Source organism: Streptomyces sp. NPDC051582 (genome assembly GCF_040681715.1).
Classification (GTDB): Bacteria; Actinomycetota; Actinomycetes; order Streptomycetales; family Streptomycetaceae; genus Streptomyces.
In genome coordinates this window covers 56,187-80,875 of the sequence record NZ_JBFAZJ010000003.1, presented here as the reverse complement: position 1 = coordinate 80,875, position 24,689 = coordinate 56,187, and the positions used below count along the sequence as shown (strand labels likewise).

Here is a 24,689-nt window from a genome sequence, read left to right as displayed (position 1 = left end):
TTAAGTCACTGGCGCCGCACTGAGATGTAAAGAGATGAACGTCTTGGATGGTGACAGCACGCGGCCCGGACCCCCGAGTTCTCACTCGAACGGGGGATCCGGGCCGTGTGGTTCGGACTATTTACTGCTCGTCGGCACCGCTCTTTACAGCTTGGTCCACGCCTCGGTGAGCACCGAGCGCAGGATGCCCTCGATCTCGTCGAAGGTGCCCTGGTCCGCGATCAGCGGCGGGGCCAGCTGGATGACCGGGTCCCCGCGGTCGTCGGCCCGGCAGTACAGGCCGTTCTCGAAGAGCGCCTTGGAGAGGAAGCCGTAGAGCACGCGCTCCGTCTCCTCGTCCGTGAAGGACTCCTTGGTGACCTTGTCCTTGACGAGCTCGATGCCGTAGAAGAAGCCGTTGCCGCGGACGTCGCCGACGATGGGCAGGTCGTGCAGCTTCTTCAGCGTCGAGAAGAAGGCGTCCTCGTGGTCCAGCACGTGCTGGTTGAGGCCTTCCTTGTCGAAGATGTCGAGGTTGGCGAGCGCCACCGCGGAGGACACCGGGTGTCCGCCGAAGGTGTAGCCGTGCAGGAAGGTGTTGTCGCCCTTGTAGAACGGCTCGGCGATGCGGTCCGAGACGATGCAGGCACCGATCGGGGAGTAGCCCGAGGTCATGCCCTTGGCGCAGGTGATCATGTCGGGCACGTAGCCGAACTTGTCACAGGCGAACATCGTGCCGAGGCGGCCGAAGGCGCAGATCGTCTCGTCGGAGACGAGCAGCACGTCGTACTCGTCGCAGATCTCGCGGACGCGCTGGAAGTACCCGGGCGGCGGCGGGAAGCAGCCGCCGGCGTTCTGCACCGGCTCCAGGAAGACGGCGGCGACGGTGTCGGCGCCCTCGAACAGGATCTCCTGCTCGATCTGGTCGGCGCACCAGCGGCCGAAGGCCTCCGGGTCGTCGCCGTAGATCGGGGCGCGGTAGATGTTGGTGTTCGGCACCTTGTGCGCGCCGGGGACCAGCGGCTCGAAGGGGGCCTTCAGGGCCGGCAGGCCGGTGATGGACAGGGCGCCCTGCGGGGTGCCGTGGTAGGCGACCGCACGCGAGATGACCTTGTACTTGGTGTGCTTGCCCTGGAGCTTGAAGTACTGCTTCGCCAGCTTCCACGCGGTCTCGACGGCCTCGCCGCCACCGGTGGTGAAGAAGACCTTGTTGAGGTCGCCCGGGGCGTAGTCGGCGAGGCGCTCGGCGAGCTCCACGGCCTTGGGGTGCGCATACGACCAGATGGGGAAGAACGCGAGTTCCTGCGCCTGCTTGTAGGCGACCTCGGCCAGTTCCTTGCGGCCGTGACCGGCGTTGACCACGAACAGTCCGGCGAGACCGTCCAGGTAGCGCTTGCCCTTGTCGTCGAAGATGTAGGTGCCCTCACCCCGCACGATGGTGGGGACGGGGGAGTTCTCGTACGACGACATGCGGGTGAAGTGCATCCACAGGTGGTCGTACGCGGTCTTGGAGAGGTCCTGGCTCACGGGCTATCGAGTTCCCCACATGTAGGTCTGCTTCTTCAGCTTCAGATAAACGAAGCTTTCGGTTGATCGCACGCCGGGGAGCGCGCGGATCTTCTTGTTGATCGTCTCCAGCAGGTGGTCGTCGTCCTCGCAGACGATCTCCACCATCAGGTCGAACGAGCCCGCGGTCATGACCACGTACTCGCACTCGGCCATCTGGGTCAGTGCGTCGGCCACCGGGTCGAGGTCTCCCTCGACGTTGATGCCGACCATGGCCTGGCGTCGCAGGCCCACGGTGAGCGGGTCGGTGACGGCGACGATCTGCATGACGCCCTGGTCGAGCAGCTTCTGCACGCGCTGGCGCACGGCTGCTTCCGACAGGCCGACGGCCTTGCCGATCGCTGCGTAGGGACGGCGACCGTCCTCCTGCAGTTGCTCGATGATCGCCAGGGACACAGCATCGACCGAAGGGGACGGTTGTCTGTTCCTGGAATCTGCGCTTCGACTGACCACGACCTCACTGTGCACGAGGAGTCGTCTGTTCCGCAAGACGGAATCGATGAAATCCGTTGTTTGACGTCTTGGATCTCACTGATTTCGTAGTTGGTGGCGTCTGGCCCTGCCGAAAGCGTCCGCCATGGGGCTAGGATTGGGATTCGTCTCAATCGTTGGACATGTGATCAGGAGTGTGGCTGGAGTGACCACCGAACTGCGTCGTCTGCGCAACTACATCGGCGGAGAGTTCAAGGACGCCGCCGACGGGCGGACCACCGAGGTGGTCAACCCCGCCATCGGCGAGGTGTACGCCACCGCCCCGCTCTCCGGCCAGGCCGATGTCGACGCCGCCATGGCCGCCGCCGCGGCCGCCTTCCCGGGCTGGCGCGACACGACCCCGTCGGAGCGCCAGAAGGCCCTGCTCAAGATCGCGGACGCCTTCGAGGCGCGCGCGGACGAGCTCGTGGCCGCCGAGTCGGAGAACACCGGCAAGCCGCTGGGCCTCACGGCCAGCGAGGAGCTGCCGCCGATGGTGGACCAGATCCGCTTCTTCGCGGGTGCGGCCCGCCTCCTGGAGGGCCGCTCGGCCGGCGAGTACATGGACGGGATGACCTCGATCATCCGCCGTGAGCCGGTCGGCGTGTGCGCCCAGGTCGCGCCGTGGAACTACCCGATGATGATGGCCGTGTGGAAGTTCGCCCCGGCCATCGCCGCGGGCAACACCGTGGTGCTCAAGCCTTCGGACACCACCCCGGCCTCCACCGTCCTGATGGCGGAGATCATCGACTCGATCCTGCCCAAGGGCGTCTTCAACGTCGTGTGCGGCGACCGCGAGACGGGCAAGGCCATGGTCGAGCACTCCACCCCGGCGATGGCCTCCATCACCGGCTCGGTGCGCGCCGGCATGCAGGTCGCCGAGAGCGCCTCGAAGGACGTCAAGCGCGTCCACCTGGAGCTGGGCGGCAAGGCCCCGGTCGTCGTCTTCCAGGACGCCGACATCGCCAAGGCCGTCGAGGACATCGCGGTCGCCGGCTACTTCAACGCCGGCCAGGACTGCACCGCCGCGACCCGCGTGCTCGTGCACGAGTCCATCCACGACGAGTTCGTGACCGCCCTCGCCAAGGCCGCCGCCGACACCAAGACCGGCGCCCCGGACGACGAGGACGTGCTCTACGGCCCGCTGAACAACCCGAACCAGCTCAAGCAGGTCGCGGGCTTCATCGAGCGCCTCCCGGCGCACGCCAAGGTCGAGGCCGGCGGCCACCAGGTCGGCGACAAGGGCTACTTCTACGCCCCCACCGTGGTCTCGGGCCTCAAGCAGGACGACGAGATCATCCAGAACGAGGTCTTCGGTCCCGTCATCACCGTCCAGTCCTTCACGGACGAGGCCCAGGCCCTGGAGTACGCGAACGGCGTCGAGTTCGCCCTCGCCTCCTCCGTGTGGACCAAGGACCACGGCCGCGCGATGCGCATGTCCAAGAACCTCGACTTCGGCTGCGTGTGGATCAACACCCACATCCCGCTCGTCGCCGAGATGCCCCACGGCGGCTTCAAGAAGTCCGGCTACGGCAAGGACCTCTCCGCCTACGGCTTCGAGGACTACACCCGCATCAAGCACGTGATGACCTCGCTCGACGGCTGATCGGTCTCCCCGGAGACCGCATCGATCACCGAAGGGGCTTGAGGGGGCGGGCAGTAGACAGTGTGTCTATTGCCCGCCCTCCCGCGTTCCCCGAGGCTTTGCCCATGCCTGAACTCGCCTTCTCCCGCCGCGCGGCGCTGCGCGGCCTCGGTGCCGCCGGCCTGTTCGCGGCCCTGACCGGCTGCGGTGTGCCCGCCGCGTTCGTCCCCGAGGACCGGCGGGCAGGGCCGGACCGCTCCGAGGGGGACAAGCGGGTCGCCTTCTCGAACTGGCCGCTCTACATCGACACCGACGACGAGGACGAGGAGCGCCGGCCCACGCTGGACGCCTTCTCGGAGAAGACCGGCATCGAGGTCCGGTACACCGAGGAGATCAACGACAACGACGAGTTCTTCGGCAAGGTCAGCCCGGCGCTCATGAACCACCAGGAGACCGGCCACGACCTGGTGGTCGTCAGCGACTGGATGGCCGCCCGCTTCGTCCACCTGGGCTGGGCCCAGAAGATGGACCGCTCGGCCCAGCCCAACGTGGCCGCCCACCTGGACCCGCAGCTGCGCTCGCCCGCCTTCGACGAGGGCCGCCTGCACACCGTCCCGTGGCAGTCGGGCATCACCGGCATCGCCTACAACCGCAAGGCGCTGGGCCGGGAGATCAAGTCCGTGGGCGACCTGTGGCAGCCGGACCTGGCCGGCAAGGTCACCCTCTTCTCCGGCCTCGACGAGTCCTTCGCCCTGCTGATGCAGGGCAACGGCGTGGACGTCACCCGGTGGACCGAGTCCGACTTCCACCGGATGTGCGACCAGGTGGAGAGCATGGTGAAGAAGAAGCACATCCGCCGCTTCACCGGCAACGACTACACCTCCGATCTGAGCAAGGGCGACGTCCTGGCCTGCCAGGCGTACTCCGGCGACGCCATCCAGCTCCAGGCCGACAACCCGGACATCGAGTTCGTCGTCCCGGAGGAGGGCGCCGAGCTCTGGGCGGAGAGCCTGCTCGTCCCCAACCTGGCCCGGCACAAGGCCAACGCCGAGGCCCTGGTCGACTACTACTACGCGCCGGAGGTGGCCGCCGAGCTCGCCGCCGCCGTCAACTACGTCTGCCCCGTCCCGGCCGCCCGCGAGGTCCTGGCCGCCTCCGAGGACAAGGAGACCGCCGAACTCGCCGAGAATCCGCTGATCTTCCCCGACGGGGACATGCGCAAGCGGCTCGTCGTGGCCCGGGACATCTCCTCGGCCGAGCGCCGCTCCCTCGCCCAGCGCTGGAACGCCATCGTCGGCCTCTGAGCGCACGGCGCCGTCGGGAACGATCGCGATCCCGTCACGGAACTGAACATGTTCAGAGAATTGGCTGAACGCGTTCAGAAATCGGCGTACGCTTCCTTCCATGAGCGAGAGAAGCGCCCTTCAGCGGCGGATCCGTGCCTGGTTGGTCCTGTTCATCGTCTGCCTCGTGCTCAGCGGCCTCACCGCCTTCCCCCTGGTCAGCGAACTCCACTGGGCCAACTCCCTGGTGTCCCACGAGTGGCTCCGGCGGGTGGGTGACGGGCTGGACCAGGCCGACGCCGACCACCCCTTCCTCCTCTACGGCACCGACTGGCTCGCCTTCGCCCACCTGGTGATCGCGGTCTTCTTCTACGGGGTCCACCGCGACCCCGTCCGCAACGTCTGGATCGTCGAAGCCGGCATGATCGCCTGCGCCGGCGTGATCCCCCTCGCCCTGATCTGCGGCCCCATCCGGGGCATCCCCTTCGGGTGGAGCCTGATCGACATGGCATTCGGCGTCTTCGGGGTCATACCCCTGCTGGTCCTCCGCCGCATGATCAAGCGCCTGGAGGCGATGCCGGCCGAGGCCTACCGGGCGAAGGCCGCCGCGACGATCCCGGAAGCCACCGAATTCACGTCCCGGCCCTTGGCGTCGGTGGAGTTGACCGAGTAGACGAGGGTGCGCGAGAGATCGCGCGCCCCACCGATCACGGTGCTGTAGCCGAACCGCGAGCCGGTCTTGCCGTAGACCACCGTGCCGTCCGGCAGGACGAACCGCGCCATCCCCGCGGTCTGCTCGGCGGCCTTCCCGGTCTCGAAGTCCGCCACCGCGGGCACCGTGAACATCTCCTCCAGCTGCGCCTTCGGCACCACTCGGCCGGCGAACAGCGCCTCGGTGAACTTCTCCAGGTCCGCCGTCGTCGATATCAGGTCCCCGGCGGCCCAGCTGGACGAGGAGTTCCACTCCGTCACGTCCACCAGGGAGGTCCCGCCGCCGGGCTTCGCCACCGCCTGGTAGCCGTGGTGGTGCGGGCCCGCCAACCGGCTCTCCGTACGCGACGGAACCGAAGTGTGGCGCAGCCCCAGCGGCCCCAGGATCCGGGCGGACAGGGCCTGCTCGTACCTCGTGCCCGTCAGCTTCTCGATCAGCACGCCCAGCACCGTGTAGTCGATGTTGAGGTAGTGCTGCCGCTCGCCCGGTCGGAACTCGGGCCCCTTCGCCGCCGCTTCGGCGATCTGCGCGTGCGGATCGACCACGTCGAACCGGTGCGCGTACTGCGCCTCGAACGAGTCCCCCGGACCCTCGGCCGCGGGGATGCCGCTCGTGTAGTTCAGCAACTGGCGCACGCTGATGGGCTCGAAGCCCCCCGGTCCGGACGGCAGCAGCCCCGGCAGGTACTGCTGCACCGGCCGGTCCAGATCGACCTTGGCCTCGGCGGCCAGCTGAAGGACCATCGCCGCCGTGAAGGTCTTGGTCACCGAGCCCGCCCGGAAGCGGGCTTCGTCGAACGCCGCGCGCCCCGTGCGGACATCGGCCACGCCGGAACTGCCCGCCCAACGGCCGCTCGTACCGCCGACGCGGACCAGCGCGGCCGTCGCGTCCTTGTTGTCCGGCCCGACACCGGTGATCGCCTTCCGCAAGGCCGCCGCGTCGGGCGGGGTCCTGTAGAGGGGCGACTCCGCGGCTCCCGCCGGCACCCGCACGGCCACCGCGCCGGGCGGCGCAGCCGCAGCCGCGTGGGCGACGGCCGGGCCGGCCGCGACGCCGAGGACCAGGGCGGTGGCGATCAGTGTGCGCTTACGTACGTCCATGGCGGCAACCCCCTGCAAGTCATCCGGGCCCCAGCGGCCCCGATGACTCAATGCTGCAGGTCAGAGGGGTTCCCGCGGATCACCCCCGGGAGGGGTCTTCACCGGTACGACAAGTCACCGGTGCGAGGGACCGACCCGCCCCCGTCTCACTCCCCAGAGGGAGATACCCCGGAGCCGGGCCCGCTCCCCGGCCCGCTCCCCAGCCCGATCAGGCCCGTCTCGTACGCGCAGATCACCGCCTGGATCCGGTCCCGCAGCCCCAGCTTTCCCAGCACGTTCCCCACGTGCGTCTTCACGGTGTGCTCGCTCACCACGAGCGCGGCGGCGATCTCCGCGTTCGACAGCCCCCGCCCCAGATGCACCAGCGTCTCGCGCTCCCGCGCCGTCAGCACCTCCAGCCGCTCCGCCGACAAGGCCCCCGCGGCCGCCGGCCGCGCCGTCACCGCCGTGTACTCCTCGATCAGCCGCCGCGCCACCGAAGGCGCCAGCAGCGAATCGCCCGCCGCCACCACCCTCACCGCGTGCACCAGATCGTCCCGCCGCACGTCCTTCAGCAGGAACCCGCTCGCCCCCGCGTGCAGCGACTCGTACACGTACTCGTCCGCATCGAAGGTCGTCAGCATCACCGACCGGCACGAGGTCCCGGCCGAGATCGCCCGGCAGGCCTCGATCCCGTCGAGCACCGGCATCCGGACGTCGAGCAGCGCCACGTCCGGCCGCAGCTCCCGCACCGCCGCGACCGCCGCCGCGCCGTCCCCGACCTCCGCGACGACCTCGACGTCCTCCTGCGAATCCAGGATCATCGCGAAGCCGCTGCGCACCAGCTCCTGGTCGTCAGCCACCACCACACGAATCGTCAACGCCCCACCTCCAGCGGCGAGGTTACAAGTACGACGCACAGCGCGAACCCCACGTCGCCGGGCCCCGGACCGTACTCCGCCGTACCGCCGTGGGCCGCGGCCCGCTCCCGGATCCCGATCAGCCCGTGCCCGCCGCCGGTGGCCGCGGGTCCCGGACCCCGGCCGTCGTCCGTCACCCTCACCGCAATTGCCCGCTCCCCGTACTCCAGCCGCACGGACACCACCGACGCCCCGGCGTGCTTCACCACGTTCGTCAGCGCCTCCTGCACCACCCGGTGCACCGTCGCCTCCAGCGCCGCCGGCAGCGGGCGCACCGCCCCCGTCCGCTCGTACGACACCTGCGGCCCGCTGTCCCGGACCCGCTCCAGCAGCCCCGCCAGCTCCTCGATCCCGGGCTGCGGCGACCTCGGAGCAGCCTCCTGCGCCGCCGCCCCGTCCGTCCGCAGCACGCCCAGCATCGTCCGCAGCTGCGCCATCGCGTCCCGCCCCGTCTCGGCGATTGCCTCGAAGGCCGCCTCCGCCCGCTCCGGAGCCCTGCGCACCGCCACCGGACCGGCCTCCGCCTGCACGATCATGATGCTGACCGCGTGCGAGAGGATGTCGTGCATCTCCCGTGCGATGCGGGCCCGTTCACGCGCCGCCGCCTGCTCCGCCTCGATCCGGTTCGCCCGCTCCAGCTCCGCCGCCCGCGCCTCGACGGCTTCCGTGTACGCCTGACGGGTGTACTGAAGCCGCCCCAGCGCGAACGCCGCCGCGAACACGAACAGCGCGAACAGCAGCTCCCTGGCCGTCCCCGTGTTGAGCGCCACGGAGGCGAGGATCAGACCGGTCAGGACCACGCCCATCGTGATGCGCACCCGGGCCGGACACAGCAGTGCCATCGTGTACACGCCGATCAGCGGGGCGTACGGAAGCGGCTGGCCGGGGCCGTCCAGCGCCAGCGCGTAGAGCGTGCCGGCCGCGACCATCCCGAAGATCGCCCGCACGGGAGCCCGCCGCCGCCACACCAGCGGCGCATTGCCGAGCGTGGTCAGCAGGTACGCGGGCCAGGTGGCCGGCGAATCCAGCGGATCGCGCGGCACGACGAACGGGATCGTCGTCGCCACCTGGACCAGCAGCGTCAGCCCCAGGTCCTGCCACCGCGGATCCGCCCGCCGGATCCGCTCCCCCCAGGCCCGTATCACCGGCCGGGTGCGCCGAGTTCCGCCCGCACGCGGGCCAGTGCGTCCAGCCGGTTGGTGGTGACGGAGTCCACCCCGGCCACGATCAGCCTGCGCATCGCCCACGTCGTGTCCGCGGTCCAGGCCGAGACCAGCAGGCCGTCCCGGTGGAGGGCGTCCGTCAGCTCCCGGTCCACCAGCCCGAAGCGGTAGTTGAGCCAGGACGGCGCCACCGCGTCGATCAGCACCCGGCGCGGCGGCGACAGCGTGGTCCACGTCAGCGCGATCTCGGCCCCCGGATCGGCGGCGCGCACGGCCAGCATCGTGTCCGGGCCCGCGCAGTAGTACGTACGGTCGCGGGCCCCGCACTCCCGGACCTGGCCGACGACCGTCCGCACGGCCTCGGCCGTGGCTCCGGGCAGGTCGATCATCACCCGGCCCGCGCCGGCCGCCATCAGGGCCTCGCGCAGCGTCGGGATCCCGCCCCGCGTCAGCTCCTTCAGCTGCGCGGCCGTGACGGCGTCGAGCCGCACGTCATGGCCCCACAGCCGCTGGAGCGTCTCGTCGTGGAGCAGGACGGGCCGCCCGTCGCGGGTCAGCCGTACGTCGATCTCCACCGCGTCCGCTCCGTGTGCGAAGGCGGAGCGGATCGAGGGCAGGGTGTTCTCTCGGACACGGTAGGGATCGCCGCGGTGGCCTACGGCCGTCAGGGTGCGCATGCCGCCATTGTCGGCGTTCCGGCGGTGCGTCAGCGCGCCAGCCAGGCGGAGGTGTACGTGTCGATCTCCGCGCCGAGCTTCGCCTTGCCGGCCTCGTCCAGGAAGGAGGCCTCGACGGCGTTCTTCGCCAGCTGCGCGAGCCCGCGCTCGTCGAGGTCCAGGAGGCGCGCGGCGACCGCGTACTCGTTGTTGAGGTCGGAGCCGAACATCGGCGGGTCGTCGCTGTTGATGGTGACGAGCACGCCCGCCCGCACCATTTCCCTGACGGGGTGGCGGTCCAGGTCGGTCACGGCGCGCGTGGCGATGTTGGAGGTCGGGCAGACCTCCAGCGCGATCCGGTGCTCGGCGAGGTAGGCGAGGAGTTCCGGGTCCCGGGTGGCGCTGGTGCCGTGGCCGATGCGCTCGGCGCCCAGCTCGCGGATGGAGTCCCAGATGGTCTCGGGACCCGTGGTCTCGCCCGCGTGCGGCACGCTGTGCAGGCCGGCCGCGCGGGCGGCGTCGAAGTACGGCTTGAACTGCGGGCGCGGCACGCCGATTTCGGGGCCGCCGAGGCCGAAGGAGACCAGGCCCTCCGGACGCAGGTCGACGGCCAGGCGCGCGGTCTCGGCGGCGGCCTCCAGGCCGGCCTCGCCGGGAATGTCGAAGCACCAGCGCAGGATGACGCCGAGCTCGGTCTCGGCGGCCTTGCGGGCGTCCTCGATGGCCTCCATGAAGGCCTTCTCGTCGATGCCGCGTCGGGTGGAGGAGTACGGGGTGATGGTCAGCTCGGCGTAGCGGATGTTCTGCCGGGCCATGTCGCGGGCGACCTCGTACGTGAGGGTGCGCACGTCGTCGGGGGTGCGGACCAGGTCCACGACGGACAGGTAGACCTCGATGAAGTGCGCGAAGTCGGTGAACGTGAAGTAGTCGGCGAGCGCCTCCGGGTCCGTGGGGACCTTGGAGTCGGGGTGGCGGGAGGCGAGTTCGGCCACGATGCGCGGGGAGGCGGAGCCGACGTGGTGGACGTGGAGTTCCGCCTTGGGCAGCCCCGCGATGAAGGGGTTCAGGTCGGGCATGAGGGAGCCTCCGGGAGGACGGGCACGGACAGATCGGGCTTCATCGTAGGCAGCTCCGGGACTGTCGGTGACAGCACTTAGCATGGGCGTACGAGAGGGGGGCGCCGCATGACCGATCAGAGCCCCGAGCCGCAGGACCCGTGGGCGCCGCCGGAGCGGCCGGCGGTGGAGCTCGGAAAACCGCAGGCCACGCCGGGGGTGTCCGGGCCGCCGTCCGTGCACGACCAGCCGACGATCGCGGGGATGCCGGGGGGCGACACCCCGCCGGCGCAGATACCCGGGCCGGCGCCGATCCCCGCTCCGGCTCCCACTCCCGCGCCGGGCACGGCGGTGCCGCCCGCGTACGGATACCCGGCGCAGCCGGACCCGGGGGGCTACGCGTACCCCGGACCGCCGCCCGCGCAGCCGGCCTACGGCTACCCCGGCCACCCGGGCCAGCAGGGCTATCCCGGGTACCCCGGGTACCCGGGCTACCCCGGCTACCCGGCGAAGAGCAACGGCTTCGGGATCACCGCCCTGGTCCTCGGCATCATCGGCGTGGTCACCTGCTACCTGGGCGTGCTCTTCGCCGTCCCGGCGCTCGTCTTCGGCATCCTGGGCCGCAAGAAGGCCCAGCGCGGCGAGGCCGACAACGGCCCGATGGCACTGGCCGGCATCATCCTGGGCGCGATCGGCATCGTGATCAGCCTCCTGATGATCGGGCTCGTCATCGCAGGCGTCCTGCTCGGGGGCAGGGGGAGCGGCTCCGGTTCCGACTACGACTACGACTACGGCGGCGGCTCGTCCTCGCACACGCACGTGCGCGAGCGCGTCTGACCGGGCGGGATCGGCATCGGCGGGCACGGGCGCGCCGGACACGGCACAGGGCCGGGACGGGGCAGCGCGTGCCCGGTCCCGGCCCTGTCCGGTCGTCCGTACGGCGGCTACGCCACCCACGGCCAGTCGGCGTCCCGGCCGCCCTCGATCAGGGAGACCATCCGGAAGGCCGCGTCGCTCAGCCCGCCGAAGGTGTGCCGGTTCTCGGAGCCGGAGGGCGCGTGGCCCGTCCGGTACCCGGCCAGGTTCCAGGTGTACACCGGGACCTCGTCCGGGACGAGGGACGTCGGGTCGCCGCCGTAGTGGTACGTCGCCTGCTCGTCGGTGACGATCAGGACCCGGTCGTGTCCCTTGTAGTACCGCCGCACGGCCTCGGAGGTGTTGGTGCCGCCGAGGTCCTCGAACCGCTCCAGCACCTTCAGCACGGACTCGCTCCGGTCGTAGGGGACCTGCTTGCTGTCCGTGCCGAACTGCACCAGGTCCGCCTCCTCGGCGCGCAGCGCGAGCGCGGTGCCGAAGACGGCGGCCGCGTCCGCCCGGTTGAGCTCCGAGCGGTCCGACAGCCGCGCCCACATCGACCCCGAGCGGTCCACGAGGACCAGCGTCCGCCCCGGCAGGGCCGGTACGTTGGCCAGCGAGTGGCGCAGCGCCTGCTCCAGCGGGTACGCCCAGCGCAGCGAGGGCGCGTGCTGGTGGGCGGCGAGGTAGCGGAAGGGGAACTGCCGGGACCGGGCGACGACCTCCGGGTCGCCGATCTTCGCCGCGACCCGCGCGGCCACCGCGTCCGAGACGCCGGCCTGGTCGAAGTTGCGCAGGTTCCGCAGCAGCGCCATCGCGCCCATGGACGGGATGACCGCCTCCCAGGCGGCCGCGTCCATCGGCCCCTGGAGCCAGCCGGCCAGCGCCTCCCAGGTCATGCCCGCCGCGGCGAGCCGCTCGGCCCCGTCGGGCGCGGTCACCACGGCCCGGCGCTCCTCCACGGGCAGTTCCACGAGTTCCCGGTGCGCGAGCAGGGTGCGGTTGCCGGCCGGCAGCTCGGCCGTTTCCGGGTGGTGCCGCCGGTCGAGGGCGTAGCGGAACAGCTCGCCCTGCCAGGGATTCGAGGGATCGGGGGAGGCGTGCACCAGGTTCAGCACGTCGCCGAAGCGGAAGCCCTTGGAGGCGGTGTCGTACTTCAGCAGCGAGGTGGCGGAGTAGAGCCTGCGCACGGCATCGGCGATACCGCGCTTGACGGGCTTGGGGACGTTGCGCCCGTACGTCGCCGTCCAGTAGGCCAGCAGCTCGCCGGGCTCGTCCGCGCGCCGCAGCACGCAGTCCACGACCGCGCGGTTGGACGGCCCGCCGGTGGCTCCGGCGTCGAGCCGCGCCTTCACGTACTCGGCCGCTCCGACCAGCGAGGCCGTGCGCATGTTCCCCTCGGTGCGCAGCCAGCCGAGCAGGCCCGCGGTCCACGCGGGGTCCTCGACGGCGAGGCGGCGCACGAGTGCGCGGAACCGGTCGTCGCGGGCCTCGCCGCTCTCGTGGAAGGTCCGCTGCGTCACGAAGTTGGCGACGGCGAGCAGGAACAGCTCGGAGCGCGCGTCTCGGACGAAGCCGCGGCCGCCCTGGTGGTTGTCGGCGCGGCCGCCGGTGGAGCGCACGGGAGAGACGGGCCCGGCCGTCGCGGAAGCCTTCTTGGGTGCGCGCAGGTTGAAGCGAGCCATGGTGAATCCCCCCGAATTCAGTGGAGCGTGGGGGAGGCGTGACGTGCGGGATGCCCGAGATCAGGGTCGGCGACGGGCTGTTGTCGACTGCTCCATCCGGCCTGAGCTACCGGCCGCAGCCGGGCGGGATTCGAACCCGCGACCCGTCGATCCGGAAGTAGCCGTCGCCTGCGCACCGGGCATCCCGCACGCGTGCCTCCCGAGATCAAGGTGGCGGCGGCTTGGGTTTCTTTGCAGAAGAAGGAGCCGCAGCCCGCGCACCGGGAGGTGCGTGACGTGGGTGTCCAGAGATCGAGGTCGGCGAAACCAACGTGCTGCTCTGCCAACTGAGCTACACCGGCCCGGAAGCCGGTGGCGGGACTCGAACCCGCGACCTGCCCATTAAGAGTGGAAGTAGGTCTCGCCTGCGCACCTGGACGAGTCCTACGGTAGGCGGGCCGCTCGTCCGCCCGCCACGCATTTAAGACCGCGCCCGCCCGGGGTCAGACCTCGCCCGTACGCAGCCGCTCGCGCGCCTCCATCAGCGCGAAGCCCAGCAGGTTCAGCCCGCGCCAGCGGGCCGGGTCCAGGGCGCGCTCGTCGTCCGCCGCCAGTCCGATGCCCCAGACGCGGTCCATCGGGCTCGCCTCCACCAGCACCCGGTCCCCGGTGCCCAGCAGGTACGCGCGCAGCTCGGGGGCGGACGCGAACTTGTGCACGCTGCCCTCCACCACGAGCGCGAACCGCTCCCGCGCCCACGTCGCGTCGTCGAAACCGCGCACGAGCCGACCGGCCTTCTTGGCCTCCGCCGGGGTCTTCGCCCCCAGTGCGACGCGCTCCGCCTCCGCGTCCCCGAACAGCCGGGCCTTGCCTGCCATCATCCAGTGCTCGGCGGTGTCGTAGCGGACATCACCCACGGTGAACGGCGACGGCCACCACTGGCTCAGGCAGCTGGGACCGAGGGTCCCGTCGGGGCGCGGCCGGTGCCCCCAAAAGGGCAGGTACTTCACCCGCTGACCACGGCTGACCTGCTCGATCAACTTGTCGATCTTCTCCATGCACGCGAGTCTGGCAGTCGCCACTGACACTTCGTACGGGATTTGGGACCTGCCTCGACACATGGTCGACCGATTCCGTCGCGTAATCAAAAGGCAACAACGGAATCACTTGGCGGTGGGGAACACCTCTGCCAGGATCGGCACTCAATTCGAGCTGAAGCTACGGAGAGCGTGAGAGCGTCATGGGTAATCGCTTCCAGGTCAAGGACCGCTTCGCAGACGGCGCGCAGTACATCGACGGACAGCTGAGGTCCGGTACGTCCGGGCAGTCGCACACCGTCGTCAATCCCGCGACGGGCGAGGAGGTGCTCACGTACGAGCTGGCCTCCACCGCCGACGTCGACGAAGCCGTCGCCGCCGCCAAGCGGGCCTTCCCGGCCTGGTCCGCGGCCACCCCCGGCGAGCGCTCGGACGCCCTGCACCGGCTGGCCGCCGTGCTGGCCGAGCAGGCGGAGGACTTCGCGTACGCGGAATCCCTCCAGTGCGGCAAGCCGATCAAGCTGTCCACCGAGTTCGACGTACCGGGGACCATCGACAACACCGCCTTCTTCGCGGGCGCCGCCCGGCACCTCCAGGGACAGGCGGCGGCTGAATACTCAGGAGACCACACCTCCTACGTACGGCGCGAGGCCATCGGGGTCGTCGGGTCCATCGCTCCCTGGAACTATCCGCTCCAGATGGCCGCCTGGAAGATCCTCCCGGCGATCGCCGCGGGCAACACCATCGTCCTCAAGCCCGCCGAGCTGACCCCGCTGACCTCCCTGATGTTCGCCCAGGCGGCCAAGGACGCGGGCCTGCCCGACGGCGTGGTCAACATCGTCACCGGCGCCGGCCGGGACGCGGGCGAGCACCTGGTGGGCCACCCGGACGTGGTCATGACCTCCTTCACCGGCTCCACCGCGGTGGGCAAGCGGGTCGCCGAGATCGCCACCGCCACCGTCAAGCGGCTCCACCTGGAGCTCGGCGGCAAGGCGCCCTTCCTGGTCTTCGACGACGCCGACCTGGAGGCCGCCGCGCACGGCGCCGTCGCCGCCTCCCTGATCAACACCGGCCAGGACTGCACCGCCGCCACCCGCGCGTACGTCCAGCGCCCCCTGCACGACGCCTTCGTCACCCGGGTGGCCGAGCTGATGGAGACGGTCCGCCTCGGAGACCCCTTCGATCCGGCCACCGACCTCGGCCCGCTGGTCTCGCACGCCCAGCGCGACCGGGTCGCGGGCTTCGTCGAGCGCGCCCGCGACTACGCCACCGTCGTCACCGGCGGAGAGGTCCCGGGCGGCGAGCTCGCCGACGGCGCGTACTACCGGCCGACCCTCGTCTCAGGGGCCGCCCAGGACAGCGAGGTCGTCCAGTCCGAGATCTTCGGGCCGGTCCTCGTGGTCCTGCCCTTCGACACCGACGACGAGGGCATCGGGCTGGCCAACGACACCCCGTACGGGCTGGCCGCCTCCGCCTGGAGCCGCGACGTGTACCGGGCCGGGCGCGCCACCCGCGAGATCAAGGCGGGCTGCGTCTGGGTCAACGACCACATTCCGATCATCAGCGAGATGCCCCACGGCGGCTACAAGGCCAGTGGCTTCGGAAAGGACATGAGCGCCTACTCCTTCGAGGAGTACACGCAGGTCAAGCACGTGATGTACGACAACACCGCGGTGGCCGCCAAGGACTGGCACCGCACCATCTTCGGGGACCGCACCTAACCGTCCACGGCTTCCGCCGAGTGGCAGCCGGCCGCCTGACCAGCGGCGCCACACCTCCCGAAAGGCAGCTCATGGAGCAGTTCGAGCCCGACCGCCTCTCGGCGGCGCAACTCGCCGCGATGCGGCGCAGCATCACCGGCGGGCGCGGCGCCCTCACCCGCCGTTCGCTGCTGCGCGCCTCCGGAGTCGGAGCGCTCACCCTCGGCGGCCTGGCCTCCCTGTCCGCCTGCGGCATCCCGCCGGCCAAGCGCGCGGGCGACACGGCCGCCGCCTCCGACGACCGCTCGGACCAGGAGAAGGAGATCAACTTCTCCAACTGGACCGAGTACATGGACACCAGCGAGGACGAGAAGACCCACCCCACGCTCGACGAGTTCGCCAAGCGGACCGGGATCAAGGTCAAGTACACCGAGGACATCAACGACAACGTCGAGTTCTTCGGCAAGGTACGCCCGCAGCTCGCGGCCGGCCAGGACACCGGCCGCGACCTGATCGTCGTCACCGACTGGCTCGCCGCCCGCATCATCCGGCTCGGCTGGGCGCAGAAGCTGGACCCCTCCCACCTCCCGCACGCCTACGCCAACCTGATCCCGCAGTTCCGCAACCCCGACTGGGACCCGGGCCGCGCGTACAGCTACCCCTGGACCGGCATCGACACCGTCATCGCGTACAACGCGAAGGCCACCGACGGCAAGAAGGTCGACTCCGTCACGCAGCTGCTCGACGACCCCTCCCTCAAGGGCCGCGTCGGCTTCCTCACCGAGATGCGCGACAGCGTCGGCATGACCCTGCTCGACCAGGGCAAGGACCCGGCGAACTTCACCACCGCCGACTTCGACGCCGCCATCGGCCGGCTCCAGAAGGGGGTGGACACCAAGCAGATCCGCCGCTTCACCGGAAACGACTACACGGCGGACCTCGACAAGGGCGACATCGCCGCCTGCCTGGCCTGGGCCGGCGACGTCATCCAGCTCCAGGCCGGCAACCCGGACATCAAGTACGCGATCCCGGCGCCCGGTTACATCACCTCCAGCGACAACCTGCTGGTCCCCGCCCATGCCCGGCACAAGGCCAACGCCGAGAAGCTGATCGACTTCTACTACGAGCCGCCGATCGCCGCCCAACTGGCCGCGTTCATCAGCTACGTGTGTCCCGTCGAAGGCGTCAAGGAAGACCTGGCGAAGATCGACCCCGCGCTCGCGGACAACCCCCTGATCATTCCGGACAAGGCGATGGCGGCCAAGGCCCGCGCCTTCCGCTCCCTCAGCAGTGAGGAAGAGACCGCGTACGAAGAGAAGTTCGCCAAGCTCATCGGAGCCTGACCGACCCCTTCGTGCCGGCACCCGCGCCCCGCACCCTTGCGACGACACCACCACCGAAGGCCGCGACCCATGACTGACAAGACCGCGGGCGGCGACGTCCGCCTCGCCGGGATCAGCAAGCACTACGGCTCGTTCACCGCCGTGCAGCCGCTGGATCTCACCATCCCCCAGGGCTCCTTCTTCGCCCTGCTCGGCGCCTCGGGCTGCGGGAAGACCACGACCCTGCGCATGATCGCCGGTCTGGAGGAGCCCTCCACCGGCACGGTCAGCCTCGGCGACCGCGAGGTCACCCACCTGCCGCCGTACAAGCGCCCGGTCAACACCGTGTTCCAGAGCTACGCGCTCTTCCCGCACCTGGACATCTACGAGAACGTGGCCTTCGGACTGCGCCGCCGCGGCATCAAGTCCGTCAAGAAGCAGGTCGAGGACATGCTGGAGCTGGTCGAGCTGGGCCAGTTCGCCCAGCGCAAGCCGCACCAGCTCTCCGGCGGCCAGCAGCAGCGCGTGGCCGTCGCCCGAGCGCTCATCAACCACCCCCAGGTACTGCTGCTCGACGAGCCCCTGGGCGCCCTCGACCTCAAGCTGCGCCGCCAGATGCAGCTGGAGCTCAAGCGCATCCAGACCGAGGTCGGCATCACCTTCGTGCACGTCACGCACGACCAGGAGGAGGCCATGACCATGGCCGACACGGTCGCCGTGATGAACGGCGGCCGCGTCGAGCAGCTGGGCGCCCCCGCCGAGCTGTACGAGAACCCGAAGACCACCTTCGTCGCCAACTTCCTCGGCACCTCCAACCTCATCGAGGCCGAGGTGGTGGAGGCCGGCGGATCCGACGTCGTGGTGAGCTCGGCGGACGCCACGCTGCGGCTGCCGGCGGCCCGGTGCTCGACCACGCCCAAGGCCGGCGGAAAGCTGCTGGTCGGGGTGCGGCCCGAGAAGATCTCCCTGGTGCACGCGCAGGACGAGGACACCGTCGCGGCCGGCCGCAACAAGGTCCGCGGCACGATAGCCGCCTCCTCCTTCATCGGCGTCTCCACCCAGTACGTCATCGACAGCCCCGTCTGCCCGGAGCTGGAGGTGTACGTCCAGAACGTCGAACGCGACGCCCGCCTCGCCCCCGGCGCCGAGGTGGTCCTGCACTGGAACCCGGAGCACACGTTCGGCCTCGACGCCGCTCAGGACATAGACGCCGGCACCGAGTCGGTCGAGGAGGGCGCATGACCGCCACCGCCGCGCCGCCACGGGCCGAGGCCCCCGCCGAACCCCCGGTCCACAAGCCGTCGCTGCGCAAGCGGCTGGTCCCGTACTGGCTGCTGCTCCCCGGCATCCTGTGGCTGCTGGTGTTCTTCGTCCTGCCGATGGTCTACCAGGCCTCCACCTCGGTGCAGACCGGCTCCCTCGAAGAGGGCTTCAAGGTCACCTGGCACTTCCAGACGTACTGGGACGCCCTCACCGAGTACTACCCGCAGTTCCTGCGCTCCCTGCTCTACGCCGGCACCGCGACCGTGCTGTGCCTGCTGCTCGGGTACCCGCTGGCCTATCTGATCGCCTTCAAGGCGGGGCGCTGGCGGAACCTCCTGCTGGTGCTGGTGATCGCCCCCTTCTTCACCAGCTTCCTGATCCGCACCCTGGCCTGGAAGACGATCCTGGCCGACGGCGGCCCGGTGGTGGGGGTCCTCAACACCCTGCACGTCCTGGACGTCACCAGCTGGCTCGGGATGACCCAGGGCGACCGGGTGCTGGCCACGCCGCTCGCGGTGGTCTGCGGTCTGACGTACAACTTCCTCCCCTTCATGATCCTGCCGCTCTACACCTCGCTGGAGCGCATCGACACCCGCCTCCACGAGGCGGCCGGGGACCTGTACGCCCGCCCGTCGACCACCTTCCGGAAGGTGACCTTCCCGCTCTCCATGCCGGGCGTGGTCTCCGGGACCCTGCTCACCTTCATCCCGGCGAGCGGCGACTACGTGAACGCCGAACTGCTCGGCTCCACGGACACCCGGATGATCGGCAACGTCATCCAGTCGCAGTACCTGCGCATCCTCGATTACCCGACGGCCGCCGCGCTGTCCTTCATCCTCATGGCCATCGTGCTGATCATGGTCACCATCTACATCCGCCGAGCGGGGACGGAGGACCTGGTCTGATGCGTTGGCTCCGGCGCAATCTCGTCGTCATCTTCGGCCTCGGCACGCTCGCGTACATGATCCTGCCGAACGTCGTCGTGACCGTCTTCTCCTTCAACAACCCCGCCGGGCGGTTCAACTACGCCTGGCAGGAGTTCTCGCTCGACGCCTGGAAGGACCCCTGCGGGGTCGCCGACCTGTGCGGCTCGCTGTCCCTCTCGCTCCAGATCGCCGTGTGGGCCACCCTCGGCGCGACCGTCCTCGGCACGGCCATCGCCTTCGCGCTGGTGCGCTACCGCTTCCGGGCGCGCGGCGCGGTGAACTCGCTGATCTTCCTGCCCATGGCCATGCCCGAGATCGTGATGGCCGCCTCGCTGCTCGCCCTGTTCCTGAACATGGGCATCCAGCTGGGCTTCTGGACGATCCTGATCGCCCACGTCATGTTCTGCCTCAGCTTCGTCGTCGCCGCCGTCAAGGCGCGCGTCCTGTCGATGGACCCGCGGCTGGAGGAGGCCGCCCGCGACCTCTACGCGGGCCCGGTGCAGACCTTCATGCGGGTGACGCTGCCGATCGCGGCACCCGGTATCGCGGCGGGCGCGCTGCTCTCGTTCGCGCTCTCGTTCGACGACTTCATCATCACCAACTTCAACTCGGGCAACACCGTCACCTTCCCCATGTTCGTGTGGGGATCGGCCCAGCGCGGTACGCCTGTACAGATCAACGTCATCGGTACGGCGATGTTCGTCATCGCGGTGCTGGTGGTGCTCGTCGGCCAGATGGTCGGCAATCGCCGCAAGAACGCACAGCCCAAGTAACTCTGTAGGGAGTTGGAAGACATGGCCCCAGTCGCCATGCGAAGTGCTGCTCAATCCCTTTCCGGAGCACTGCCGGTCTCGTACTGGCTGGACGACCCCGGCAAGCCCGCCGCGCAGCCGGCGCTGACCTCCGACGAGGCCTGCGACCTGCTCGTCATCGGCGGCGGCTACAGCGGACTGTGGACCGCGCTCATTGCCAAGGAGCGCGACCCCGCCCGGGACGTCGTCCTGATCGAGTCGAAGGAGGCGGGCTGGGCCGCCTCCGGCCGCAACGGCGGGTTCTGCGCCGCCTCCCTCACGCACGGCCTGGCCAACGGCATGGCGCGCTGGCCGGGCGAGCTCGCCAAGCTGGAGGAGCTGGGCGCCCGCAACCTCGACGAGATCGAGGCGGCCGTCGCCCGCTACGGCATCGACTGCGATTTCGAGCGCACCGGCGAGATCGACGTGGCCACCGAGCCCCACCAGGTCGAGGAGCTGCGCGAGCTGTACGAGGAGGCCGAGAAGCTGGGCCTCGCGGGCGGCTCGCGCTGGCTGGACCGCGAGGAACTGCGCGCCGAGGTCGACTCGCCGACGTTCCTCGCGGGCCTGTGGGACACCGACGGCGTCGCCATGCTGAACCCGGCCAAGCTGGCCTGGGGTCTGAAGGCGGCCTGCCTGTCGCTGGGCGTGCGGATCTACGAGAACACCCGCGGGCTGGACCTGGCCGCCTCGGGCGCCGGGATGGCCGTACGCACCCCGTACGGGCGGATCTTCGCCCGGCGCGTGGCGCTCGGCACCAACATCTTCCCCTCGCTGGTCAAGCGGATCCGGCCGTTCACGGTGCCCGTCTACGACTACGCGCTGATGACCGAGCCGCTGACCGCCGACCAGCTGAAGGCCATCGGCTGGAACAACCGCCAGGGCCTGGGCGACAGCGCCAACCAGTTCCACTACTTCCGCATCACCCCGGAGAACCGCATCCTGTGGGGCGGCTACGACGCCATCTACCCCTACCGCGGCAAGCTGGACTCCGAGTACGACCACCGCCCCGAGACGTACCTGAGGCTCGCGCAGCACTTCTTCACCGCGTTCCCGCAGCTGGAGGGCATCAAGTTCAGCCACGCCTGGGGCGGGGCCATCGACACCTGCTCGCGCTTCTCGGCCTTCTTCGGCACCGCGCACGGGGGCAAGGTCGCCTACGCGGCCGGCTACACCGGGCTCGGGGTGGGCGCCACCCGCTTCGGCGCCGACGTGATGCTGGACCTCCTCGACGGGGCCCGCACCGAGCGGACCGGGCTGGAGATGGTGAAGTCCCGGCCGATGCCCTTCCCGCCCGAGCCCTTCGCCTGGACCGGGATCACCCTCACCAAGTGGTCCCTGGCCCGGGCGGACGCCCGCGGCGGCCGCCGCAACCTGTGGCTGAAGGTCATGGACAAGTTCGGCCTCGGCTTCGACAGCTGACCGCCCGCCCCCGCCCCCGCCCCCGCCACGCCCCGGCGCGCGCCCCGCTTCACACCGTGAGCCGCTTCACCCCCACGGGGTGAACGAACCCGCGTCATCGCAGGGCCCGGCCCCGCTCTCTTCCGGTGAGGAACCCTCACCCGAGAGAACGGAGGCCGGGCGATGCACGGCTCGGACATCAAGACCGCGGTGGAATGGCTCGTATCGGTGGCGCCGGATCCCGACGCCTGCCGGTGGGAGTGGGAGCGCAACCCGCTCGGGGTCGCCCTGCTCCCCGCCGGCCGGCAGTGGGACGTGCTGATCCTGCCCGGAGAGCTGGGCCAGAGCGCGCTCGACGTACTGACCCTGCTCCTCGACCGGCCCGGCCCGGTGCTCGCCGACTTCGGCGACACGCGGCTGGGCTTCTTCGTGCCCCCGGGGACCGCGTCCCGCTGGCTCGGCACCGGCGTGAGGGGAGCCGGGCGCGGGACCTGGATCGTGGTGCCGTACCCCGGCCGGACCACGGGCGGGGTGCACTGGCTGGTGGCCCCGGACGGCAGCGGGACGCTCACGGACCCCGTGCTGCTGGAGCTGGCCATGCACGAGGCGGCGGCCCGGGTGGCGGGCCGGGAGGGACGCAAGCCTTGACAAGGGCATTGGTCTGGACCATGTTGGGCGCCGCTGCCGCCTCCCCGGCGGCCTGGCTCCATCCCCCCATGCTCCGGAGGCAGTTGTGCGCAGACGCATGTCCTTCCTTACCGCGGCCGCCCTCGCGGTGGCCGCCTTCCTCGCTGCGGGCCCGCCGGCCGCGGCGGCCGACGCCGACCTCGCCCGCAACGGCGGCTTCGAAGCCGGACTCGACGGCTGGAGCTGCTCGGCCGGCAGCGGATCCGTCGTCACCACCCCCGTCCACGCAGGGAGCTCCGCCCTCAGGGCCACCCCGGCCGGCCAGGACAACGCCCGCTGCTCCCAGACCGTCACCGTCAAGCCCGACTCCACGTACACGCTGGCCGCCTGGGTGCAGGGTGCGTACGTCTACCTCGGCGCGGCCGGGACCGGCACCACCGACGTGTCCGCCTGGACGCAGACCCCGGGTGCCTGGAAGCAGCTGAGCACGACGTTCCGTACGGGCACGGCCACCACCTCCGTGACCGTCTACACGCACGGCTGGTACGGCCAGAGCGCCCACCTCACGGACGACGTCACGCTCGTCGGCCCCGACCCGGGCGGCACCGGACCCGGCCAGCCCCGGCCCCCGGCCGCCCCCACCGGCCTGACCGCGTCCGGCGCCACCGCGAGCAGCCTGAACCTCTCGTGGTCGGCCGCCTCCGGCGCCACCTCGTACACGCTCCACCGGGACGGCGCCGCGCCCGTGAGCGTCACCGGGACCTCGGCGACGGTCACCGGGCTCGCCGCGTCCACCTCGTACACCTTCCGGGTCAGCGCGGTGAACGCGGCCGGCGAGTCCGCGAAGAGCGCCCCGGTCTCCGCCTCCACCACGAGCGGCGGAGGCGGCCCGGGGAGCCCCGGCCTGCCGGCCCACGCCCTGGTCGGCTACCTCCACGCGAGCTTCGCCAACGGCTCCGGCTACGTGCGCATGGCCGACGTCCCCGCCTCCTGGGACGTCATCAATCTCGCCTTCGGCGAACCGACGTCGGTGACCTCGGGGGACATACGCTTCTCGCTCTGCCCGGTCGCCGAATGCCCGAACGTGGAGTCCGCGGCCGAGTTCAAGGCGGCCGTCAAGGCCAAGCAGGCGGCGGGCAAGAAGGTGCTGATCTCGATCGGCGGGCAGAACGGCCAGGTCCAGCTCGCCACCACGGCCGCCCGCGACACCTTCGTGTCCTCCGTCAGCAAGATCATCGACGAGTACGGGCTCGACGGACTCGACATCGACTTCGAGGGCCACTCGCTCTCCCTCGCGACGGGGGACACCGACTTCCGGGCCCCCACCACCCCCGTGATCACCAACTTGATCGCCGCCGTGAAGACGCTCAAGGCCAAGTACGGCCCGGAGTTCGTCCTGACCATGGCCCCCGAGACCTTCTTCGTCCAGCTGGGCCACCAGTACTACGGCTCCGGCCCCTGGGGCGGCCAGGACCCGCGCGCCGGCGCCTACCTGCCCGTCATCCACGCCCTGCGCGACGACCTCACCCTGCTCCACGTGCAGGACTACAACTCGGGCTCGATCATGGGCCTCGACAACCAGTACCACTCCATGGGCGGGGCGGACTTCCACATCGCCATGACCGACATGCTGCTCACCGGCTTCCCGGTCGCGGGCGACACGACGCGCGTCTTCCCGCCGCTGCGCCCCGACCAGGTGGCCATCGGCCTCCCGGCCACCACCAACGCGGGCAACGGGCACACCCCGCCCGCCGAGGTGGACAAGGCCCTGGACTGCCTGACGAAGAAGACGAACTGCGGGACCTACCAGACCCACGGCACCTGGCCCGCCCTGCGCGGCCTGATGACCTGGTCGATCAACTGGGACCGCTTCGGCGCCTGGGAGTTCAGCCGCAACTTCGACGCCTACTTCGGCGGCTGACCGCCGCCCGCCCGCCCGTCTTGCGGCCCGTCCGTCCACCACCGCCGGTCCGGGTCCCGCCGGGGGCCCGGACCGGCCTGCACCGTCAGGCGCGATCGGGCCGGGCGCGGGGTCCGGGGGCGCGGCGGACGGCGTGGGCGACGGGCACCAGCAGGAGCGTGCACAGGAAGCAGCTGGCCAGGACGTCCACGGGCCAGTGCCAGCCGCGCAGGATCAGGCCGGTGGCGGTCGCGGCCGTCAGCAGGAGGGCGAGGGCCATCGGCCACGGGCGGCGCGCGTACGGGGAGACCAGCAGGGCCGCGCCGATGTACGCGACGGCCGAAGTCGCCGTGTGGCCCGAGGGGAAGTAGCCGGCGGCCCACGGCTCCAGGGGTCCCGGGCGGGCCGTCCACTCCTTCAGCGGCACGATCACGGCCGGGACCAGGGCCATCGCCAGAGCGGCCGTCAGCGCCGGGGCCCAGGTCCGCGAGCGGCGGACGGAGTACGCCATCGCCAGGACCAGGACGGGTACGGCGACCGGGACGTTGCCGAGGTCGCAGAGGCGCTCGGTGACGGAGTCGGGGACCGTGCGGACCAGGGCGCGGCTGAGGTGCTCGTCCGGTGCGAGCAGGGGACCCGACACCAGGACCTGCCAGGTCGTCAGGGCGAGCCCCAGCAGGGAGAGAAGGAGGAGGAGAATGGCCGGCCGTCCCGGAACAGGGGGGGTGGTTCCG

The 24,689-nt window shown here is 70.7% G+C and carries 22 protein-coding genes; 12 read left to right on the top strand and 10 right to left on the bottom strand.

All coding sequences use genetic code 11. The annotated features are described in order from the left end of the window. Positions 1 to 144 precede the first annotated feature (144 nt). Entirely contained in the window at positions 145 to 1,506 is a 1,362-nt protein-coding gene (locus tag AB0M92_RS05915) for an aspartate aminotransferase family protein (RefSeq protein ID WP_048475903.1), read from the bottom strand. A 3-nt stretch (positions 1,507 to 1,509) separates the two neighbouring features. Then, the gene (locus AB0M92_RS05910) at positions 1,510 to 2,013 is read right to left on the bottom strand and encodes an Lrp/AsnC family transcriptional regulator (RefSeq protein ID WP_030298396.1); all 504 of its coding nucleotides are present in this window, start codon (positions 2,011 to 2,013) and stop codon (positions 1,510 to 1,512) included. Positions 2,014 to 2,182: 169 nt separating this feature from the next. On the opposite strand from AB0M92_RS05910, the gene AB0M92_RS05905 reads away from it, so the two are divergent. From AB0M92_RS05905 to AB0M92_RS05895, 3 genes are all read left to right on the top strand, one after another. Beyond that, complete coding sequence (locus AB0M92_RS05905; RefSeq protein WP_366100875.1) at positions 2,183 to 3,622, top strand: gamma-aminobutyraldehyde dehydrogenase; 1,440 nt, start codon at positions 2,183 to 2,185, stop codon at positions 3,620 to 3,622. A gap of 104 nt (positions 3,623 to 3,726) precedes the next feature. Further along, positions 3,727 to 4,905, top strand: coding sequence for a spermidine/putrescine ABC transporter substrate-binding protein (locus AB0M92_RS05900; protein ID WP_366100874.1), 1,179 nt, complete (start codon positions 3,727 to 3,729; stop codon positions 4,903 to 4,905). Positions 4,906 to 5,005: 100 nt separating this feature from the next. Next, positions 5,006 to 5,557 (top strand): hypothetical protein, encoded by a 552-nt coding sequence (locus AB0M92_RS05895; RefSeq protein WP_366100873.1) that lies wholly within the window; start codon positions 5,006 to 5,008, stop codon positions 5,555 to 5,557. Here AB0M92_RS05895 and AB0M92_RS05890 read toward each other — a convergent pair. From AB0M92_RS05890 to AB0M92_RS05870, 5 genes are all read right to left on the bottom strand, one after another. Next, the gene (locus tag AB0M92_RS05890) at positions 5,473 to 6,696 is read right to left on the bottom strand and encodes a serine hydrolase domain-containing protein (RefSeq protein ID WP_366100872.1); all 1,224 of its coding nucleotides are present in this window, start codon (positions 6,694 to 6,696) and stop codon (positions 5,473 to 5,475) included. The genes AB0M92_RS05895 and AB0M92_RS05890 overlap by 85 nt on opposite strands. 146 nt (positions 6,697 to 6,842) lie before the next feature. Beyond that, positions 6,843 to 7,556 (bottom strand): response regulator transcription factor, encoded by a 714-nt coding sequence (locus tag AB0M92_RS05885; RefSeq protein ID WP_366100871.1) that lies wholly within the window; start codon positions 7,554 to 7,556, stop codon positions 6,843 to 6,845. Further along, positions 7,553 to 8,740 carry a histidine kinase gene (locus AB0M92_RS05880; protein WP_366100870.1) on the bottom strand — a complete coding sequence of 396 codons (1,188 nt, stop codon included), beginning with the start codon at positions 8,738 to 8,740 and terminating at the stop codon, positions 7,553 to 7,555. The genes AB0M92_RS05885 and AB0M92_RS05880 overlap by 4 nt, the downstream gene beginning before the upstream one ends. Next, positions 8,737 to 9,435 (bottom strand): glycerophosphodiester phosphodiesterase, encoded by a 699-nt coding sequence (locus AB0M92_RS05875; protein WP_366100869.1) that lies wholly within the window; start codon positions 9,433 to 9,435, stop codon positions 8,737 to 8,739. Before AB0M92_RS05875 ends, AB0M92_RS05880 begins: the two co-directional genes overlap by 4 nt. 29 nt (positions 9,436 to 9,464) lie before the next feature. Next, positions 9,465 to 10,490, bottom strand: coding sequence for an adenosine deaminase (locus AB0M92_RS05870; protein ID WP_366100868.1), 1,026 nt, complete (start codon positions 10,488 to 10,490; stop codon positions 9,465 to 9,467). Positions 10,491 to 10,598: 108 nt separating this feature from the next. On the opposite strand from AB0M92_RS05870, the gene AB0M92_RS05865 reads away from it, so the two are divergent. After that, positions 10,599 to 11,306 (top strand): DUF4190 domain-containing protein, encoded by a 708-nt coding sequence (locus AB0M92_RS05865; protein WP_366100867.1) that lies wholly within the window; start codon positions 10,599 to 10,601, stop codon positions 11,304 to 11,306. Between the two features lie 107 nt (positions 11,307 to 11,413). Here the strand turns inward: AB0M92_RS05865 and AB0M92_RS05860 are convergent, their stop codons facing one another. Next, entirely contained in the window at positions 11,414 to 13,009 is a 1,596-nt protein-coding gene (locus AB0M92_RS05860) for a TROVE domain-containing protein (protein WP_366100866.1), read from the bottom strand. 482 nt (positions 13,010 to 13,491) lie between these two features. Further along, on the bottom strand, positions 13,492 to 14,046 hold the full coding sequence (locus tag AB0M92_RS05855) for an NADAR family protein (RefSeq protein WP_366100865.1): 555 nt from the start codon (positions 14,044 to 14,046) through the stop codon (positions 13,492 to 13,494). 182 nt (positions 14,047 to 14,228) lie between these two features. Here AB0M92_RS05855 and AB0M92_RS05850 point away from each other — a divergent pair, with 182 nt between their 5' ends. The 8 genes from AB0M92_RS05850 (at position 14,229) to AB0M92_RS05815 (ending at position 23,976) form a co-directional block, all read left to right on the top strand. Then, the gene (locus tag AB0M92_RS05850) at positions 14,229 to 15,746 is read left to right on the top strand and encodes a gamma-aminobutyraldehyde dehydrogenase (RefSeq protein WP_366100864.1); all 1,518 of its coding nucleotides are present in this window, start codon (positions 14,229 to 14,231) and stop codon (positions 15,744 to 15,746) included. 71 nt (positions 15,747 to 15,817) lie between these two features. Beyond that, positions 15,818 to 17,068, top strand: a complete 1,251-nt coding sequence (locus tag AB0M92_RS05845) for a spermidine/putrescine ABC transporter substrate-binding protein (protein WP_366100863.1) — start codon at positions 15,818 to 15,820, stop codon at positions 17,066 to 17,068. 69 nt (positions 17,069 to 17,137) lie between these two features. Continuing rightward, positions 17,138 to 18,289 (top strand): ABC transporter ATP-binding protein, encoded by a 1,152-nt coding sequence (locus AB0M92_RS05840; RefSeq protein ID WP_366100862.1) that lies wholly within the window; start codon positions 17,138 to 17,140, stop codon positions 18,287 to 18,289. After that, entirely contained in the window at positions 18,286 to 19,215 is a 930-nt protein-coding gene (locus AB0M92_RS05835; protein ID WP_366100861.1) for an ABC transporter permease, read from the top strand. The genes AB0M92_RS05840 and AB0M92_RS05835 overlap by 4 nt, the downstream gene beginning before the upstream one ends. Next, positions 19,215 to 20,009: an ABC transporter permease gene (locus AB0M92_RS05830; protein ID WP_366100860.1), complete on the top strand. Its 795-nt coding sequence runs from the start codon at positions 19,215 to 19,217 to the stop codon at positions 20,007 to 20,009. The genes AB0M92_RS05835 and AB0M92_RS05830 overlap by 1 nt, the downstream gene beginning before the upstream one ends. A 21-nt stretch (positions 20,010 to 20,030) precedes the next feature. Then, a complete protein-coding gene (locus AB0M92_RS05825; RefSeq protein ID WP_366100859.1) occupies positions 20,031 to 21,449 on the top strand; it encodes an FAD-dependent oxidoreductase in 1,419 nt (472 codons plus the stop codon). Positions 21,450 to 21,611: 162 nt separating this feature from the next. After that, positions 21,612 to 22,076 (top strand): hypothetical protein, encoded by a 465-nt coding sequence (locus AB0M92_RS05820; RefSeq protein WP_366100858.1) that lies wholly within the window; start codon positions 21,612 to 21,614, stop codon positions 22,074 to 22,076. Between the two features lie 97 nt (positions 22,077 to 22,173). Beyond that, positions 22,174 to 23,976 (top strand): glycoside hydrolase family 18 protein, encoded by a 1,803-nt coding sequence (locus tag AB0M92_RS05815; protein ID WP_366100857.1) that lies wholly within the window; start codon positions 22,174 to 22,176, stop codon positions 23,974 to 23,976. 85 nt (positions 23,977 to 24,061) lie between these two features. Here the strand turns inward: AB0M92_RS05815 and AB0M92_RS05810 are convergent, their stop codons facing one another. Continuing rightward, a complete protein-coding gene (locus AB0M92_RS05810) occupies positions 24,062 to 24,598 on the bottom strand; it encodes a phosphatase PAP2 family protein (RefSeq protein WP_366100856.1) in 537 nt (178 codons plus the stop codon). Positions 24,599 to 24,689 lie beyond the last annotated feature (91 nt).